This window comes from Arthrobacter sp. 260 (assembly GCF_013116745.1).
Taxonomy (GTDB): Bacteria; Actinomycetota; Actinomycetes; order Actinomycetales; family Micrococcaceae; genus Arthrobacter_D.
In genome coordinates, this window is sequence record NZ_JABFOE010000001.1 from 485,102 (window position 1) to 501,834 (window position 16,733).

Annotated in this window: 18 protein-coding genes; 11 read left to right on the forward strand and 7 right to left on the reverse strand. The window is 66.3% G+C overall.

Features of this window, described 5'->3' with window-relative positions; translation table 11 throughout:
* Positions 1-42: 42 nt before the first annotated feature.
* Both HMI57_RS02245 and HMI57_RS02250 read left to right on the forward strand, forming a co-directional pair.
* Entirely contained in the window at positions 43-1,374 is a 1,332-nt protein-coding gene (locus HMI57_RS02245; RefSeq protein ID WP_171584253.1) for an MFS transporter, read from the forward strand.
* A gap of 93 nt (positions 1,375-1,467) precedes the next feature.
* Complete coding sequence (locus HMI57_RS02250; protein WP_171584254.1) at positions 1,468-2,364, forward strand: Fpg/Nei family DNA glycosylase; 897 nt, start codon at positions 1,468-1,470, stop codon at positions 2,362-2,364.
* A gap of 36 nt (positions 2,365-2,400) precedes the next feature.
* Here the strand turns inward: HMI57_RS02250 and HMI57_RS02255 are convergent, their stop codons facing one another.
* Positions 2,401-2,886 (reverse strand): PGPGW domain-containing protein, encoded by a 486-nt coding sequence (locus tag HMI57_RS02255; RefSeq protein ID WP_171584255.1) that lies wholly within the window; start codon positions 2,884-2,886, stop codon positions 2,401-2,403.
* 105 nt (positions 2,887-2,991) lie between these two features.
* Between HMI57_RS02255 and HMI57_RS02260 the strand changes: the two genes are divergently transcribed.
* On the forward strand, positions 2,992-3,567 hold the full coding sequence (locus tag HMI57_RS02260; RefSeq protein WP_171584256.1) for a dihydrofolate reductase family protein: 576 nt from the start codon (positions 2,992-2,994) through the stop codon (positions 3,565-3,567).
* Between the two features lie 17 nt (positions 3,568-3,584).
* On the forward strand, positions 3,585-3,740 hold the full coding sequence (locus HMI57_RS02265) for a hypothetical protein (RefSeq protein WP_171584257.1): 156 nt from the start codon (positions 3,585-3,587) through the stop codon (positions 3,738-3,740).
* On the opposite strand, the gene HMI57_RS02270 is transcribed toward HMI57_RS02265, so the two are convergent.
* From HMI57_RS02270 to HMI57_RS02290, 5 genes are all read right to left on the reverse strand, one after another.
* Positions 3,737-4,732, reverse strand: coding sequence for a protein kinase (locus HMI57_RS02270; RefSeq protein WP_171584258.1), 996 nt, complete (start codon positions 4,730-4,732; stop codon positions 3,737-3,739). The genes HMI57_RS02265 and HMI57_RS02270 overlap by 4 nt on opposite strands.
* Before the next feature lie 140 nt (positions 4,733-4,872).
* On the reverse strand, positions 4,873-5,673 hold the full coding sequence (locus tag HMI57_RS02275) for an alpha/beta fold hydrolase (RefSeq protein WP_171584259.1): 801 nt from the start codon (positions 5,671-5,673) through the stop codon (positions 4,873-4,875).
* A 26-nt stretch (positions 5,674-5,699) separates the two neighbouring features.
* A complete protein-coding gene (locus HMI57_RS02280; RefSeq protein WP_171584260.1) occupies positions 5,700-6,032 on the reverse strand; it encodes a biotin/lipoyl-containing protein in 333 nt (110 codons plus the stop codon).
* Entirely contained in the window at positions 6,025-7,062 is a 1,038-nt protein-coding gene (locus HMI57_RS02285) for an alpha-ketoacid dehydrogenase subunit beta (protein ID WP_171584261.1), read from the reverse strand. The genes HMI57_RS02280 and HMI57_RS02285 overlap by 8 nt, the downstream gene beginning before the upstream one ends.
* The gene (locus tag HMI57_RS02290) at positions 7,055-8,086 is read right to left on the reverse strand and encodes a thiamine pyrophosphate-dependent enzyme (protein ID WP_171584262.1); all 1,032 of its coding nucleotides are present in this window, start codon (positions 8,084-8,086) and stop codon (positions 7,055-7,057) included. Before HMI57_RS02290 ends, HMI57_RS02285 begins: the two co-directional genes overlap by 8 nt.
* Positions 8,087-8,383: 297 nt before the next feature.
* Between HMI57_RS02290 and HMI57_RS02295 the strand changes: the two genes are divergently transcribed.
* The 7 genes from HMI57_RS02295 (at position 8,384) to HMI57_RS02325 (ending at position 15,792) form a co-directional block, all read left to right on the forward strand.
* A complete protein-coding gene (locus HMI57_RS02295) occupies positions 8,384-8,866 on the forward strand; it encodes an Lrp/AsnC family transcriptional regulator (protein WP_171584263.1) in 483 nt (160 codons plus the stop codon).
* Between the two features lie 171 nt (positions 8,867-9,037).
* Positions 9,038-9,820, forward strand: coding sequence for an NUDIX hydrolase (locus HMI57_RS02300; protein ID WP_171584264.1), 783 nt, complete (start codon positions 9,038-9,040; stop codon positions 9,818-9,820).
* Complete coding sequence (gene nadA, locus HMI57_RS02305; RefSeq protein ID WP_171584265.1) at positions 9,817-11,136, forward strand: quinolinate synthase NadA; 1,320 nt, start codon at positions 9,817-9,819, stop codon at positions 11,134-11,136. Before HMI57_RS02300 ends, nadA begins: the two co-directional genes overlap by 4 nt.
* Complete coding sequence (gene nadB / locus HMI57_RS02310) at positions 11,133-12,713, forward strand: L-aspartate oxidase (RefSeq protein ID WP_171584266.1); 1,581 nt, start codon at positions 11,133-11,135, stop codon at positions 12,711-12,713. The genes nadA and nadB overlap by 4 nt, the downstream gene beginning before the upstream one ends.
* Positions 12,710-13,630 carry a carboxylating nicotinate-nucleotide diphosphorylase gene (nadC, locus tag HMI57_RS02315; RefSeq protein ID WP_171584267.1) on the forward strand — a complete coding sequence of 307 codons (921 nt, stop codon included), beginning with the start codon at positions 12,710-12,712 and terminating at the stop codon, positions 13,628-13,630. The genes nadB and nadC overlap by 4 nt, the downstream gene beginning before the upstream one ends.
* Complete coding sequence (locus HMI57_RS02320) at positions 13,627-14,775, forward strand: aminotransferase class V-fold PLP-dependent enzyme (protein WP_171584268.1); 1,149 nt, start codon at positions 13,627-13,629, stop codon at positions 14,773-14,775. Before nadC ends, HMI57_RS02320 begins: the two co-directional genes overlap by 4 nt.
* Before the next feature lie 42 nt (positions 14,776-14,817).
* Positions 14,818-15,792 (forward strand): DUF368 domain-containing protein, encoded by a 975-nt coding sequence (locus HMI57_RS02325; protein WP_346655112.1) that lies wholly within the window; start codon positions 14,818-14,820, stop codon positions 15,790-15,792.
* Between the two features lie 33 nt (positions 15,793-15,825).
* On the opposite strand, the gene HMI57_RS02330 is transcribed toward HMI57_RS02325, so the two are convergent.
* Positions 15,826-16,725: an alpha/beta hydrolase gene (locus HMI57_RS02330; RefSeq protein WP_171584269.1), complete on the reverse strand. Its 900-nt coding sequence runs from the start codon at positions 16,723-16,725 to the stop codon at positions 15,826-15,828.
* Positions 16,726-16,733: the final 8 nt, after the last annotated feature.

Genomic DNA, 16,733 nt, shown 5'->3' on the forward strand with positions numbered 1-16,733 from the left:
ACGTTCTGTCAGTAAATAGTCCGCCCCACCCTGGAGTACACAATGACGTCTTCTTCAACCAGCGTTGGCCAGCCCAACCAGCGCGTGACCCGCGAGGAACGCAAGGTTCTCGCGGGGACCCTGGTCGGCACCACCATCGAGTGGTACGACTTCTTCATTTTCGCCCAGCTCACCGCAACAGTCCTGGCGGGGCTTTTCCTGACCCCGCTGTCGGAGTCCAATGCGGGCCTGGCCCAGATTCTCTCCTTCGCCCTGATCGGTATCAGCTTCCTGTTCCGTCCGCTGGGCGCCATCGTCGCCGGCCACCTGGGCGACCGGATCGGCCGCAAGGCAGTCCTGGTGATGACCCTGCTCCTGATGGGCGGCGCCACCGCGCTGATCGGCCTGCTGCCGACCTACGCTCAGATCGGCATGTGGGCGCCCATCCTGCTCATCCTCTTCCGTATCATCCAGGGCTTCTCGGCGGGTGGCGAATGGGGCGGTGCGGCCCTGATGGCTGTAGAGCATGCACCGGTACACAAGCGTGGACTCTTCGGTGCCTACCCGCAGATCGGCGTCCCGATCGGCATGATTCTGGCAACCAGCCTGCTCCTGCTGCTGCGCACGGTCCTCACCGAGGACGAGTTCCTCGCCTGGGGCTGGCGGATTCCGTTCCTCCTCTCGGTGGTCCTCATCGTGGTGGGCTACCTGATTCGTCGCTCAGTCGCCGAGAGCCCCGTGTTCAAGGAAATGGCCCAGCGCAAAGCTGAGAGCAAGGCGCCGTTGCGCGAACTGTTCAAGAACCACACGAGGAACGTACTCCTGTCCGCCGCCATCTTCATAGGCAACAACGCGGCTGGCTACCTCCTGATCGCCTTCTTCATCTCCTACGCGACCGGACGGCTGGGTCTTCCCATCACCGACGTTCTGCTCGCGACGGTGCTGGCCTCGTTCGGTTGGCTCATCTTCACCATGGTGGGTGGCTGGCTCTCCGACAAGATCGGCAGGGTCCGCACCTTCCAGATCGGTTACGCCTGGGTCTTTGTCTGGATGATCCCCATGTTCATGATGATCGACACCGGTGACATCGTGCTCTACGGCATTGCGCTGTTCGTGCTGACCATCGGACTGGGACTGTCCTACGGGCCCATGTCCGCCATGTACGCCGAGATGTTCCCCGCCCAGGTGCGGTACTCGGGCATCTCGATCGGGTACGCCCTCGGTGCGATCCTCGGTGGTGCCTTCGCCGCGACAGTGGCACAGGCCCTGCTCGAGGCATACGAGTGGTCGGGGTCGGTCGCAATCTACATCATGGTGCTCTGCGTGATTTCCTTCATCGGGGTGAGCCTGGTCAAGGAAACCAAGGGCGCACCCCTGGGTGTGTCGCACCACTAGCGGGACCAGCCCAACCTCAAGAGGCCGGAAGCGGCGGGAGAACTCCCACTGTTTCCGGCCTCTCGTCTTGCCGGGCAGTGTTAACCTAGGTCCATGCCAGAGATGCCTGAGGTGCAGGGGCTAGTTGACTTCCTGCGACGGAAGTTGATTCCCGACGACGGACCCCCCGCCGTCGTCGCCGACGTTGAAGTCGCATCCTTCTCGGTGCTGAAGACGGCGCAGGTACCGGTGCGCGCGCTCACCGGCGAGCCGGTGCAGTCAGCTCACCGGCGCGGGAAGTTCCTGGTGCTTCAGATCGGCGGTAAATACCTCGTGATGCACCTGGCACGGGCCGGGTGGCTCAGGTGGTCCGATAATCTCAGCACCACGCGGCTAAAACCCGGCAAGGGGCCGATCGCGTTGCGGGTACGGTTCGCCCACGGCGGGAACGACGCCGGCGCGGGCGACCAGCCTGGTTTTGATCTGACCGAGGCGGGCACCCGGAAGTCGCTGGCAGCCTATCTGGTGGAGCATCCCGACGAGGTGCCCGGGATCGCCCGTCTGGGGCCGGACGCCCTGGACATGGACCTGGACTCCTTCGCGGAATTGCTGAAGTCCCACGCCGGCCAGATCAAGGGCCTCCTGCGGGACCAGTCGAAGGTGGCGGGAATCGGGAACGCGTATAGCGACGAGATCCTCCATGCCGCCCGTCTGTCGCCGTTTGCCCACGCGAACAAACTGGACGACGACGCCGTCGCTACCCTGCACGCCACGATGCGGCAGATGCTGCAGACGGCCATCACGGCGGCGTCGGGAAAGCCCGCCAAGGAACTCAAGGACACCAAACGGGAGGCGCTGCGGGTCCATGCGCGGACCGGGGAGCCCTGCCCGGTGTGCGGAGACACGGTGCGTGAGGTGTCCTTCGCGGATTCCTCGCTGCAGTACTGCCCCACCTGCCAGACCGGCGGGAAGCCCCTCGCCGACCGGCGAACCTCCAAGTTCCTGAAGTAGCGAGCCCGCAACCTCGTAGGCTGCGGGCTCCGTCGCCTACGGGCGCAGGGGAGGGGAGACAGGTGCTCCGGTCGCCGATACCCGGCGGGGGCGGAACCGGCGAAAGCTATACACGATCAGGGAAATGGCGATCACGCCCGAGCCGATCATGGTGCCTCCCGTGACCCACCCGCCAGGAAGCCACCAACGCTCCTCCAGTGGCCACCATCCGGGTGTGGGTGGCTGCAGCCCCCAGATGACACCGATCGTCATCAGGATCAGGGCACCCAGGACGCTCAAGGCGATGCGGGGCCAGGTCTGAACTCCCAACTCCGCCGCGTGCAGGGCACGCGCCTTGATGGGGTGCAGCAGCCGGTCGGCCCATGCGTACCGCAGGGACAGGATGGTGAGCCCGGCAGCGAGCATCAGGAGACCGGGGCCGGGCAACACCAGTGCTGCCACGCCCAGAACCACCAGGGTCCACCCGCCCACTTCGATGGCGACCCGCCGTATCCACGGGTGAACCCGATCCGACTTCATCATGGAATTAGCTTCCCATACTCGGCAGGCGGGCGCGCGGCCGCGACCGGCACAGCCCCACCGGCCAGATGCTGGACACCGGACCGCCCAGAACGGAAGGATGACCCCATGGGCAGACTGATCTACTCCATCATGAGTTCGCTGGACGGCTACATCGCCGATGAGGCGGGCACCTTCGACTGGGCTGTCCCCGACGAAGAGGTGCTTGACTTCATCAACGACCAGGAGCTCAAAGTTGGTACTTATCTTTACGGGCGCACCACGTACGAGATGATGACCGGCTGGGAAACCGATGATAGCTACGCCGCACAGTCGCCGCAGTCAGCGCGTTTCGCGGGCATCTGGCAGGGGGCTGAAAAGATCGTCTACTCCACCACGCTGGCCGACGTGTCGACCCGGCATACCGGCCTGCGCCGCGCGTTCGACGCCGACGAGGTCAGGCAACTGCTCGACGGCGCCACCGCCGACGTCAACATCGCTGGGCCCACCCTCGCCGCCCATGCGTTCACCGCCGGGCTGGTTGACGAGATCCAGGTGATCGTGGCGCCGGTGATCGTGGGCGGAGGAACGGCGTTCTACCCGAAGGCCCACGTGCCCCTGGTGCTGCGCGACAGCCGCACCTTTGGAAACTCGATGGCCTGGCTCCGGTATGAGGTCGTTAGGATGGCAGGACGAGTCGAATAGCAACCAGAAGGAGCGCCATGACTGAGCAGCCTGACCACGAGGACGCGAACGCCGACGAGAAGTCGAAGGGCCCCGACGGCACCATCCCGGAGTCCGAGGACGGCGTCGGCGCAGGAGTCACCGAGGATCCATCGAGCTTTGAGCCCGAGGAACCTGCAGAAGAAGAAAACTAGCCCAGTCTCGGGGCGTGGGCCGGTGGTGCGGGGATGTACACCTTGCCGGTGATGACGTTTCCGGTCACGATGCCATTGGTCATCACGCCGCCGGTCACCGGCTCCGACGGGTCTGCGGGCTCGTCGGAGCGCGTGCCGATCAAGGGCCTGAGCACCTTGCTCTCGTCGGCATCGAGTGCGTACTCCCGCAGGACCAGGGCCACTTCATGTGCATCGGGACGCTGCTGGGGATCGCGCGCAGTCATACTGGTGAGCAGGGTGCCCCACACCGGTCCCAGCGAGTCGGGAACCTCCGGGTCGCGCAGCAGTCTGGCCACCGCGGCTTCGACCACCGCACCCGGGAAGGCCTTCTGACCGGTGAGGCACTCCAGCAGGACCAGGCCGAGGGAGTAGATATCGGACTTGGCATCGACTACCGAACCGTGCGCCTGCTCGGGGCTGAGGTAGTTGGCGGTCCCGATGGTGGCTCCCGTGGCGGTAGCCATGGTGGCATTCACCATCCGGGCAATCCCAAAATCGGTCAGCTTGGAATACAGCCGGGTGTCATGCTCCCCGGCCCGGTAAAGCAAAATGTTGGCGGGTTTCACATCACGGTGGATGACCCCCTGCGAGTGGATGTAGGCCAGCGCGTCGGCCAGGTCCGCACCAAGCTGCGCCACCTCAAGAGGTTCCAGGCGCTCTGCCTTCAGCAGCTTCCGCAGGTCCCTGCCGTCGACAATTTCCATCACCAGGAAACTGGTGGTGCGGCCTGATTCGTCCTCGTGCAGACCCGCGTCATGCAGCGTGACCAGGCCCGGGTGGTTCAGCGTGGCCAACAACAGGGTTTCGGTGTGCTGGCGCCGGTAGTCGTCGTCATCCGATGTGCTCGGATTGAACACCTTGACTGCGACATCGCGGCCAAGGTTCTCGTCGGTCGCCCGGTACACCGAGGACGCGCCGCCCGTTCCGAGCAGCTCAGCGGTCCTGTACCGCTGCCCTAACAGTTGGTTCACGGGTTCCTTAAATTACTCATGGTCGGCGAGGATCAGCACCTGTAAAGCTAAGCCCGCTGACTATGCCACGCTATCGTACTCGCGGGGTGTAGGGTTGCGCGCCACACGTTGCCCCCCCCGGAAACAGCTTCCGGCACCGCCTACGCGTTGAGGAAGTCGATTGCCGCCTTCTTGAAGGCCCGTGAGGTGATGGCGTTGGTGTGGGTGCGGCCGGGGAGCCAGAGCGTCTCCGTCCTGTCGCTGAGAGCGGCGAGGTCGGGCATGGTGGCCGCCCGGTCGTCGTTTTCCCCGGCGACCAGCAGTAGCGGCATGTGCGGGACGGCCTCCGCGGCGGTGAAAGGCTCACCCTTGATGGCCTCGACCATGGTCAGTAACGCAAACACGTCGTGGGACGGCACCATCCGTGCCATCCGCAGCAGGTCGGCGGTGGAGGCGTCCTCCACCGGCGTGCCGTCGGTGAGGTGCCGCTGTGCGGCGGCGAGGTCGAAGTCGGCCAGCGGATCGGCCGATCCGGGACCGCCCAGCACCATGCGATGCACCAGCTCGGGCTGGGTGGCACCGAATTCCCAGGCCAGGCGCGAGCCGAGGGAGTAGCCGATAATGTCCACTCCGCTGTCCGGCGTGGCGTCATCGAGTGGAATGACGTGGGAGTCCTGCAGGAGCTGCAGGAGATCTGCCCGGATGCGGCTGGGCGCGTATGCGTCGCGCTCCTCGGGGGAGGCGCTGTTGCCGTGACCGGGTAGGTCAACGGTAATCACCCGGCGCCCCGCCTCGGTCAGTGCCCGAATCCAGCCGGTGTCCTGCCAGTTCAGTTTCGTTGAGGAGGCAAACCCGTGCAGCAGCAGCACCGGCCGGGAGGCCGACTCCTGCGCCGGGCTGTGTTCCTCAACGAACAAGTGCGGGTCAATGCCCTCTACCAGGTGGTCCCGGTGCCGTCCCATGTCGATCTCCCTCAGGTCAGAAGCGTCTAGTCGTCGTCGTCGTCGACGGGGCTCAGGCGCACCCGCCGTTTGGGTGCCTGCTCCTGCGGAACCGTTCCGACGATGCCTGCCGTATTGTCGGGGACCTCAAACACGATCAGTGGGTCACCGACCAATACCGTCTCGCCCGGCTCACCGTGAACCCTCACCACGACGCCGGCCTGCGGCGAGGGGAGCTCCACCGCGGATTTAGTGGTCTCCACCTCGACCAGGGGCTGGTTGCGCTCGACGGTGTCACCCACGGCCACCAGCCATTCCAGCACGGTTGCCTCGATGAGGCCCTCACCCAGGTCGGGTAGCGGAAACGAAAGTTCAGCCACGACGATGCTCCAATACTCGTTGAATGCCGAACAGGATCCGGTCGATGTTCGGCACGTACTCGTCTTCCAGATCACCGGAGGGGTAGGGAACGTCGAATCCTGTCACCCGTTCCACCGGTGCCTTCAGGACATTGAAACACTCCTCGGTCACCAGCGCAGCGATTTCGGCACCCAACCCGCTGGTGCGTGGCGCTTCATGCACGACGACGGCCCGCCGGGTCCTGGTCACCGAGGCGGCCAGGGCTGCGGTATCGATCGGTTTCAGCCAGCGCAGGTCGAGAACCTCGACGTCGATTCCGTCCTCGGCGGCGAGCTCGGCGACCTGCAGGCAGCGAGCCACCATGGCGCCCCACGCGATGAGCGTGACGTGCCGCCCGGGACGCGCCACCCGCGCTCCCTCAAGCGTGCCACCGTCGGCTGTGTCGACCGGACCCTTCTGCCAGTACCTGGCCTTCGGTTCCATGAAGATCACGGGGTCGGGTCGCCGGATGGCGTGCTTGAGCAGGTGGTAGGCCTGGTGCGGATCAGCCGGCGATACCACTTTCAACCCGGGCACGTGGGCGAAGAGGCTCTCCAGGCTTTCCCCGTGGTGTTCGGGTGCACGGATTCCGCCGAAGCTGGGGACGCGCAACGTGATGGGCATCGGGAGGGTGCCGCGGCTGCGGTAATTCATCCGGCCGATCTGGCAGACAATCTGGTTCACGGCCGGGTAGGCGAATCCGTCGAACTGTACCTCGGGGATGGGATGGAACCCCGCCATGGCCAGACCGACTGACATGCCGAGGATGCCCGACTCTGCCAGGGGGGTGTCGAACACCCGGTCTGCGCCGAACCGCTGCTGCAATCCGTCGGTGATCCGGAAGACGCCGCCCAGCTGCCCAACGTCCTCACCGAAGATGAGGGTTTTGGCGTTTTCTTCGAGCGATTCGGCAAGCGCCCGGTTCAGGGCCTGCTGCATGGAGAGGTGCTCCAGGTGGGACCCGGTCCCAGCCAGATCCGGTGCCGTGATCTCTGCTGTCTGCTCAGACATGCTCTGATTCCTCTCGCCAGGTGGTTTCCTGGTGCTGCAGTGCCGGGGTGGTCTCCTGGAAGACGTATCTGAACATGTCGGCACCGGGTCGCGGCGCGAGGGATTCAAGGCCCTCGCGGACGCGCTCGGCTTCCGCCTCGGCGTCGGCGAAGACCGACTCGAAGTAGTCGTCACCGGTCCCGTAGGCGGTGCGGAGCAGGTCCGCGCACCGTTGCACAGGGTCGAGGCTGCGTGCGGCCTGCTCATCGGCGAGGGAGCGGTACCGGCCTGGATCGTCGCTGGTGGAGTGGGGGCCCAGGCGATACGTAGTGGCTTCGATCAGCATCGGCCCGTTGCCGGCGCGGCAGTGCCCGATGGCCTGCCGGGTGGCAGCGAGGACGCTGACGACGTCGTTCCCGTCCACTGCGAGCGACGGCATTCCGTAACCCGCGGCGCGGGCGGCAACGGCGCCGCCGGCCACCTGCGCGGCGGTGGGGACAGAGATGGCCCAGCCATTGTTCTGTACAAAGAAGACCACCGGCGCCTTCATCACTGCGGCAAAGTTCATCGCCTCGTGGACGTCGCCCTGGGAGCTGGCGCCGTCGCCGAAGTAGGTGAGGGCGACACCGGTCCCGGCGCCGTGAACCGGCTCGTGCTGGGCCAGGGTCTGTCCGTGGGCCCACCCGACGGCGTGCAACACCGAGCCCGCGACGACTGCCTGGATCGGGGCCAGGTGGGTGGCGGCGGGGTCATAGAGGCCGCCATGCCAGGTTGCCTTGTGGGTGGCCATGTACTGAACCATGTCAACGTTCATGGCCCGGGCGACGCCCATTTCCCGATAGGTGGGGAAAACGAAATCGCGGGCGGTGTCGACGGCGTAGCCGCTACCCACCTGGGCAGCCTCCTGTCCCAGCAGCGGAGCGTAACCGGGGATGATGCCCTGCCGCTGCCAGCGTACGGCAGCAATGTCCAGCTGACGCACTCTGACCAGTAACTCGTAGAGCTTCGTCAGTTCCTCCTGGGGAGGGGTGGGCGTGGAATTCATTGCCGTCCTTATGATGGGGATCACTCTGCTGCAGTGACGGTACGTCTTCGGAGTGGTCACTGCAATCTGTGTATAAGAACCTAAGCACTATGTAGAGAATCGGTGAGGGTTTCCGGTGATCACTGCACAAAGTGTTCGTTAGACTGGAAATCGACCGACACAAAAAAAGCGACAGGAGCACGTGCGCCGTCGAACCCACCCCTGCCGCTTGGTCGTTAGACCAATGACTGTGACAGTAGTCACTAATTCACTGTGACACAACACGGGCCGATACCCGGCGTGTCCGAGAGGTAGCACATGTCCATTGACCCGCTCGACTCCCGTATCGCTGAGCTATTCACTGATGATCCGCGGATGAGCGTGCTGGAGGCGTCGCGGCGTCTGTCAGTTGCCCGGGCGACCATTCAGGCGCGTCTGGACCGGATGCAGCGCGACGGTGTGATTGCCGGCTGGGGTCCTCGGATCGAGCCGCGCAGCCTGGGCTACCCGGTGGTGGCGTACTGCTCACTGACCATCCACCAGGATTCCGGACACGATGCCGTCTCCACGGCGCTTGCGAAGATCCCCGAAATCCAGGAGGTGCACACTGTGTCGGGGGAGAGTGACCTGCTCGCCAAGGTGGCAGCGCGGTCCAATTCGGATCTCCAGCGAGTGATCGACGCCATCATCGCCACGCGGACTGTCGTGCGCTCGTCGACTGTCATTGTGCTCAACACCCACTTCGAGGGGCGCACCCTTCCGCTGATGCGGGCTGCTGCGGACCGGGACACGACGGGCTAAACGCCCCGGCCCTCCTCTCACCCCGCTGTCCCGGCGGGCACTAAAACGGGCGGGTTGGAGAACCGGCTATTTGCCGCTAAAATTAGTTATAGTCACTCTGACATTAAGTCGGATGTAAATCATTCAGCGGCACCAGCAGCAATGCATTCGGCGCAGGATCGAGGGGAACCAATGTACGGAGGTGTGACCTATACGGATGCGGCGAACGTCTCTGAGCGGCAGCTGCAGCCTCCCGCACTGGCCATTTCCACAGTGATCTTCGCCCTCCGACCCAGTGTGACATCGGGCCGCCCCACCCTCTGGCTACCGCTCGTCCGCCGGATCAGGCAACCGCATCTGGGCAAGTGGGCATTGCCGGGCGGTCCGCTCGCCCAGATCGAATCACTTCAGGACGCGGCATCCCGCAACCTGAAGGAAACCACTGGACTGGTGCCCAACTATCTGGAACAGCTGTACGCGTTCGGTGGGCTCGACCGGGCGGCCACGCAACGTCTCGTCTCGATCGTCTACTGGGCGCTGGTCCAGCCCGACGAGGCGGCGCTCACCCAGGAGTCCGAGAACGTGAGATGGTTCCGGGCGGACAAGCTGGAGGACCTCGCGTTCGACCACAACTCAATCGTTGACTACGCGCTCTGGCGGTTGCGCAGCAAGATGGAGTACGGGTCGATCGCCTACCACTTCCTCGGCGAAACCTTCACGCTGGCGCAGGTCCGGGAGGTCTACGAGGCGGTGCTGGACCGGCACCTGGATCCGGCGAACTTCCGGCGTCAACTCCGCGCCACCCCGGACATTACGCCCACCGACGAGTACCTGCAGGGAGTCCGCCACCGCCCGCCCCGGCTGTACCGCTACACGGGGACCGCCAGCACCCTCGGCACCCAGGCCGCCCCGACGCCTGCCTCCACTACCTCCAGCACCGCCCCCACTGACCAGATTTCCAGGAGCCTCCCATGACCAGTGTCGCCACCGCCATCGAGCTTGTGACCCGTGAACAAGCACTGTCCCGTGAACAAGCACTGTCGCGTGAACAAGCATTGACCGGGCGCGCTACCACCTGCTCGCCCGCCCTCGCCAAGGACCCGTGGACGGTTGACCGGGAGGTGGCACCCACCTATGGGCCCGGCGCCTCGATGGGTGACAGGGCTCCGGCCACCACGCCCCGGCAAGGGGAGCTGCCAGAGGAGTACCGCCTCGCCACCGACGCTGAGCTGGACGCGCGGATCCTGTCCGCGAAGGCCACGCTGGGGGACCGGGCAGTCATTCTCGGTCACTTTTATCAGCGGGACGAGGTGGTCAGGTACGCCGATTTCGTGGGAGATTCCTACCAGCTGGCACGAGCCGCCACCGAGAAGACAGCTGCGGAAGCGATCATCTTCTGCGGCGTCCACTTCATGGCCGAGACTGCCGACATGCTCTCCCGGCCTGAGCAGGCGGTCATCCTTCCCAACCTCGCTGCCGGCTGCTCGATGGCCGATATGGCCGATATCGACTCCGTGACCGATTGCTGGGAGGACCTGGCGGAGTTGTTCGGGACCGAGCCCGACGCCGACGGGCGGGTCCCGGTCATCCCTGTCACCTATATGAACTCATCGGCCGCGCTCAAGGGGTTCTGCGGGCGGAACGGCGGTATTGTCTGCACCTCCTCGAACGCGGCTGCAGTTCTTGAATGGGCGTTCGAGCGCGGGCAGCGTGTCCTGTTCTTCCCCGACCAGCACCTCGGCCGGAACACAGCCAAAGCCATGGGTGTGCCGCTGGAACAGATGCCCCTGTGGAACCCGCGCAAGCCGCTCGGCGGTAACAAGGAGGCCACCCTGCAGGACGCGAAAGTCATCCTGTGGCACGGCTTCTGCTCCGTACACAAGAGGTTCTCGGTGAACCAGATCGACAAGGCCCGGGCCGAATTCCCTGGCGTCCGGGTGATCGTGCACCCGGAATGCCCCATGGAAGTGGTGGACGCAGCCGACGAGGCCGGCTCCACCGACTACATCCGCAAGGCAATCGAAGCCGCCGCACCGGGCACCACCTTCGCCGTCGGCACCGAAATCAACATGGTCAACCGGCTCGCTGCCCAGCACCCCGAACACACCATCTTTTGCCTGGACCCGGTGATCTGCCCCTGCTCCACCATGTACCGGATCCACCCCGGCTATCTGGCCTGGGTTCTTGAGGCACTGGTCAACGGGAAGGTCCTGAATCAGATCACCGTCGATGAATCCGTGACGGCCCCGTCCCGGGTGGCACTTGAGCGTATGCTCGCCGTGCAGCCATGACCGCTGCACCGCTGGGGCGTGTCCTTGTGGTCGGCAGCGGTATCGCCGGTCTGTACGCCGCACTCTGCCTGCAACGGTCCAGCCCCCGTACGGCGGTCATCCTTGCCACCAAGGGAGAGCTGTGGCACAGCAACACCTGGCACGCACAGGGCGGGATCGCCGCGGTGCTTCCGAATCCTGCAGCGGGCCGGGACTCGGTTGCCGACCACATTGCCGACACCCTGGCAGCCGGCGGCGGGGCCTGCGTGCCGGATGCGGTTCAGGCCCTGTGTTCTGGGGCCGCCGACCACATAGCGGCTCTCCTGGACCTCGGTACACCCTTCGACCGCACTCCTGCTGGTGAGCTGGCCCTCGGCCGGGAGGCCGCCCACTCAGCGTCCCGCATCCTGCACGCTGGCGGTGACGCCACGGGGGCCGCCGTCGCCCGGGCGCTCATTGCTGCGGTCCTGCACAACCCCGGAATCGAGGTGCTGGACCACTGTTTCCTCGCCGATCTGCTCACCGAGGGGGCTGCGGAGCAGTCGGTACGCGGCGCGCTCCTCCTTCGGGAGGGTGAACCGATCACCGTCGACGCCGACGCGGTGGTGCTCGCCACCGGGGGAGCGGGGCAACTGTTCGCCCACAACACCAACCCTTTGGTGGCCACCGGTGATGGGCTCGCCGCCGCCTGGCGTGCCGGTGCCGTCGTCAAGGACCTCGAGTTCTTCCAGTTTCATCCCACTGCCCTCGATGTCCCCGGCAACCTGCTGATTTCGGAAGCAGTCCGCGGCGAGGGTGCGGTGCTGCGGGACGCGTCGGGGAACCGTTTCATGAGCACCTATCACCCGGCAGCCGAGCTGGCGCCGCGGGATGTCATTTCCCGGAGCATTGCCCTGCACCTTCGGGACCGCGGTGAGGACCGGGTGTACCTCGACGCCACCGGGCTGGGGGCGGATTTCCTCGCCAGCCGGTTCCCGTCCCTGCACCGGCACACCGCCGCCCATGGCTTTGACTGGGCGGTCGACCCGCTGCCGGTAATCCCAGCCGCCCACTACTGGATGGGCGGAATCCAGACCGACCTCTGGGGGAGGACTTCGCTCCCGGGGCTCTACGCGATCGGCGAGGCCGCATGCACGGGAGTCCACGGCGCCAACCGCCTGGCGTCGAACTCATTGCTGGAGGGCCTTGTCTTCGCGGGCCGGGCTGTTGCCGCGATCACCTCCCAAGCGGTGACCTCCCACGCCCTGACCCCTGGCTGGCCCAGGTTCGCCGCGACAGGGCTCAGGTTTCCCGACGGCGAACGCAGGGAGGTCTGCGACCGCCGCACCCTGCAGCAGCTCATGAGTGACCACGCAGCGGTGACGCGCAGCGCGGCCGGCCTGCAGGTCGCCGCCAAACAGCTCGACCAGTTCGCCGGTGCGACCGGTTCTCCTGAGGAGCGCGAGACCGGCAACCTGCTGACGTCTGCCCGGTTGCTGGTCCATGCCGCTGCCGCGCGGGAAGAGTCCCTCGGCGCCCACTACCGCACCGATTTCCCGGGCCGCGCCGTCCACGGCAGCGCACCACACTCCACCGCCTTCCGAAGGTCACACCCATGAACCAGCCGACCGGTCAGCCGGCAACGCCCGACGTCGACCGCATCGTAGCCGCAGCGCTCGCCGAAGACGCGCCCTGGGGCGACATCACGTCGGAGACCCTGATCCCCCCGTCGGCCTCCGCCGAAGCCTCGATCGTCGCCCGGGAGGCGGGAGTCTTCTGTGGCCAGCAGGTCATTGAGGCAGCGCTACGACTGACCGACCAGCGCGCCAGCGTGCGGTTCCTGGTCGCGGACGGGGAGCCCTTCGACGAGGGCGCCGTCCTGGCCGTCCTGTCGGGACCCGCGCGGTCACTGCTGCGGGCCGAACGGGTGGCGCTGAACCTGGCGCAACGGCTCAGCGGTATCGCCACCCTCACCGCCCGATTCGTCGCCGAGGTGGAGGGTACCCGCGCCCGGATCGTCGACACCCGCAAAACCACCCCCGGGCTGCGGGTGCTGGAACGGTACGCGGTCCGCTGCGGGGGAGGCTTCAACCACCGGTTCAGCCTGTCCGACGCCGTGATGGCCAAGGACAACCATCTGGCCCTCCTGACCCGCGGCGGCGCCATCGGGTTGACCGAGGCGCTCAGGGCAGCGAAGTCCCGGCTTCCCCACACTATCCATTTCGAGGTGGAGGTGGACCGGATCGACCAGATCGAGCCCGTGCTCGCCGCGGGGGTGGACACGATCATGCTCGACAACTTCTCGCTGGCCGAGCTGGCCGAGGGAGTGCAACGCGTGGCAGGGCGTGCACTGGTTGAAGCCAGCGGCAACGTCCGGCTCGACACCGTCGGCGCGATCGCCCACACCGGGGTGGACATCATCTCCTCCGGGGCACTGACCCACAGCGTCCACGCCCTCGATCTGGGACTCGATCTCGACCTGGGACTCGATCTCGACCTGGACCGGGACCATGACGTCCCAGGGGGCGCCCGGTGATTTACCTGGATGCCGCCGCCACCGCACCGGTCCGCCAGGAAGTCCTGGAGGCAATGTGGCCTCTGTTGACCTCGGAGTTCGGCAACCCCTCCAGTCACCACGGTCCGGGCGAGACGGCCGCCGCTGCGTTGAGTAATGCCCGGAAGAGCGCCGCGCGGGTCCTGGGGTGCCGCCCCGGTGAACTCACCTTCACCTCGGGTGGGACCGAAGCCAACAACCTTGCCCTGAAAGGCATTGCGCTCGCCTCGCCCGGCGACCGGCACATCGTCACCAGCGCCATCGAGCATCCCGCTGTCCTGGAAACCCTCGACTACCTGCACCGTCTCCACGGCTTCAGGATCACCGTGCTCCCGGTCTCCGCCACCGGGCTCGTCGACCCCGACGGCCTGAGCGACGCACTGACCCCCGGCACCACCTCCTGCTCCATCATGTACGCGAACAACGAGGTGGGCACGGTCCAGAACATCAGGGCGCTCGCCGACCGGTGCGCAGCGGCCGGCGTGCCCTTCCACACAGACGCGGTGCAGGCTGGGGGCTGGCTGCCGCTCAGTGTCGCGGACCTGGGCGTCGACGCTCTCACGCTGTCCGGCCACAAGCTGGGGGCACCCAAGGGGACCGGCCTGCTGTATGTCAGGTCCCGGATTCCGCTGGAACCACTGATTCACGGTGGCGGGCAGGAGCGCGGACGCCGGTCAGGAACCGAGAATGTCGCAGGAGCCGTGGGGTTCGCCGTCGCGCTTGGCCGCGCGCAGGGGGAGCGGGACGAGGCCGTCGCAGCCGCCACAACTCAGCGGGACTACCTGATCAGACACGTGCTGGACACGGTCCCGGGAGCGATCCTGACCGGGGACCGGGCACAACGCCTGCCCAACCTTGCATCGTTCTGCTTCCCCGGGACCAGCGGCGAGTCAGTCCTCCTGGAACTGGAACGTCGAGGGGTTGTGTGTTCCAGCGGCTCAGCCTGCGCCGCGGGCAGTGACGAACCTTCCGCCGTCCTGCTGGCCCTGGGTATCGACCGGGAAACCGCTCAGACCGCCGTACGCTTCTCCTGGACGTCTGCCACCACCGAACGCGACATGGCCCTGGCCGCGCGGGCCGTGACTGCGGCTGTTGCCACCGTCAGGGGATTGGGGCGCCCGGCGTAATCTGGCAGAACCCGCCAGTTCCGGCATACTACAGTTAAAAGGGTGACTTCTTCAGCCCCCACCCCCGTGAAGCCCGCTCCCTCTGTCCGGTCCAGCCTTGCCCACGTGATCCGTGGTGCGCTGATCGGGATCGTCGAACTGGTGCCGGGGGTCTCCGGCGGCACCGTCGCGCTGGTCCTGGGCATCTTCGACCGGCTGATCTCCTCGGCCAACCACCTGATCCGCGGCGTTGTCCGATTCACCCTCAGGCGCCAGGGGCGCAGCGCGGCCCATCACCTCTCTGGCGTCGAATGGGCGCTCGTCGTGCCGTTGGTTATCGGTATGTTCTTCGCCCTGTTCACGCTGTCCGGTCCCCTGCACGCTTTCGTCGAGGGCCAGCCGACCATCTCGAGTGCACTGTTCCTCGGGATGGTGACGGCCAGCCTGCTCGTGCCCATCTCGATGGCTCTGGATGCGGGACCAATCACCCGGGCCACCCTGGTGGGCGGTCCGGTGGTCGTGTTGCTCGTGGCGGGTGCCGCGTTCTGGCTACTGGGCCTGCCCGCTCTGCAGGTGCAGGAGCCCGCGTGGTGGGTCCTGGTGCTGAGCGGTGCTGCCGCGGTGTGTGCCCTGGCCCTGCCGGGTCTGTCCGGCTCCTTCATCCTGCTGACTTTCGGCATGTACGAACCCACTCTCGAGGCAGTGAGCGAACGGGATTTTGGTTACCTGGCCCTCTTCGCCGGTGGCGCCGTCCTGGGGCTGGCCTCGATTGTCCAGCTTCTCGCGTACCTCTTGCGGGTGCACCGGCGGGCGGTCCTACTGGTTGCCACCGGCCTGATCCTCGGTTCGCTCCGGGCGCTGTGGCCCTGGCAGGACAACAGTGTACTTCTGGCGCCCGACGGCGACTGGCTGGCTCCGCTGCTGGCCGCTCTCGGGGGTGCAGCGGTGGTCCTGCTCCTCTGGTCACGGGAACGCCGAGGGAACGCCGTCGCCGCTTCCCTCCAGGAGCCGGGTCCTTCCCGCGGTGAGCCTTTCTAGCAGCCGCCCCAGCTAACCGTGGTCCCGCCCCGGCTAGCTCGTCGCATCTTCGATGTCCCGAGCTGGTGTGTTCGCCAGGATCCATGCCACGGCTTCCGGGTCCTCGATGTGGGCGAAATGTCCGGTACCCGCCAGCACCTGCGCCCGGGCACGGGGGAGCAGCCGTGCCAGTTCGTCCATCTCCGAAGCCGGTGTGAAGACATCCCGTTCGCCCCGCAACAACACCTGGGTGCCGCCGGCCGCCTTCCAGTGGGCGAAGTCGAAGTGCTCCAGCGCCTCCGCCGCTACCGCAAACGCGGCCGGTCGGGCGTCGGTGGCGAGAGCGGTGACCACCGGCCCGGTCAGGGCCGAGGGACTGACCACGAATGGCCGCAGCACCAGCCTGAGCAGCCCAAGGCGGCGCACCATCGCCACCAGCGGCGGTCCCAGCTTCCCGGTGAGTTCAAGAAACCTCATAATGGTCTTCATCCCGAGCAGCGGTCCCATCGGGTGAAGGTTCCGCCAGGGGTGGCGAAGGGCCTGTGCCGCGACCAACGCCGTCGGAGAGAGCACCACCACCGTAAGGGTCCGGTCCGGCTCAACGGTCGCGACCTCGAGCGCCGGCACAGCGCCCATGGAGTGCCCGAAAAGCCGCCACTGCCGGTATCCCGCCAGCGTGAGAACCTCCACCACCGCCGCGGCCTGCGCCTCGATGGTGAATCCTCCGATGCCCGGAGAGTCACCCCACCCGGGCAGGTCGATCACCACGGTGTCGACGTCGGTTGGGAAATTCCGGGCCGCCTGCAGTTCCCTGAATGTCCGCCACGAACCAGCGGCACCGTGCAGCAGAACCCAAGGTGGAGCGTCCACACCGGCAGTCCTGGAGATCCGGACGCGCACCGGACCCAGCGCTGTCGGGAAAGCTGCCGAGGTATGTGAGGGGTCGGGGGTCATAGGGGTAA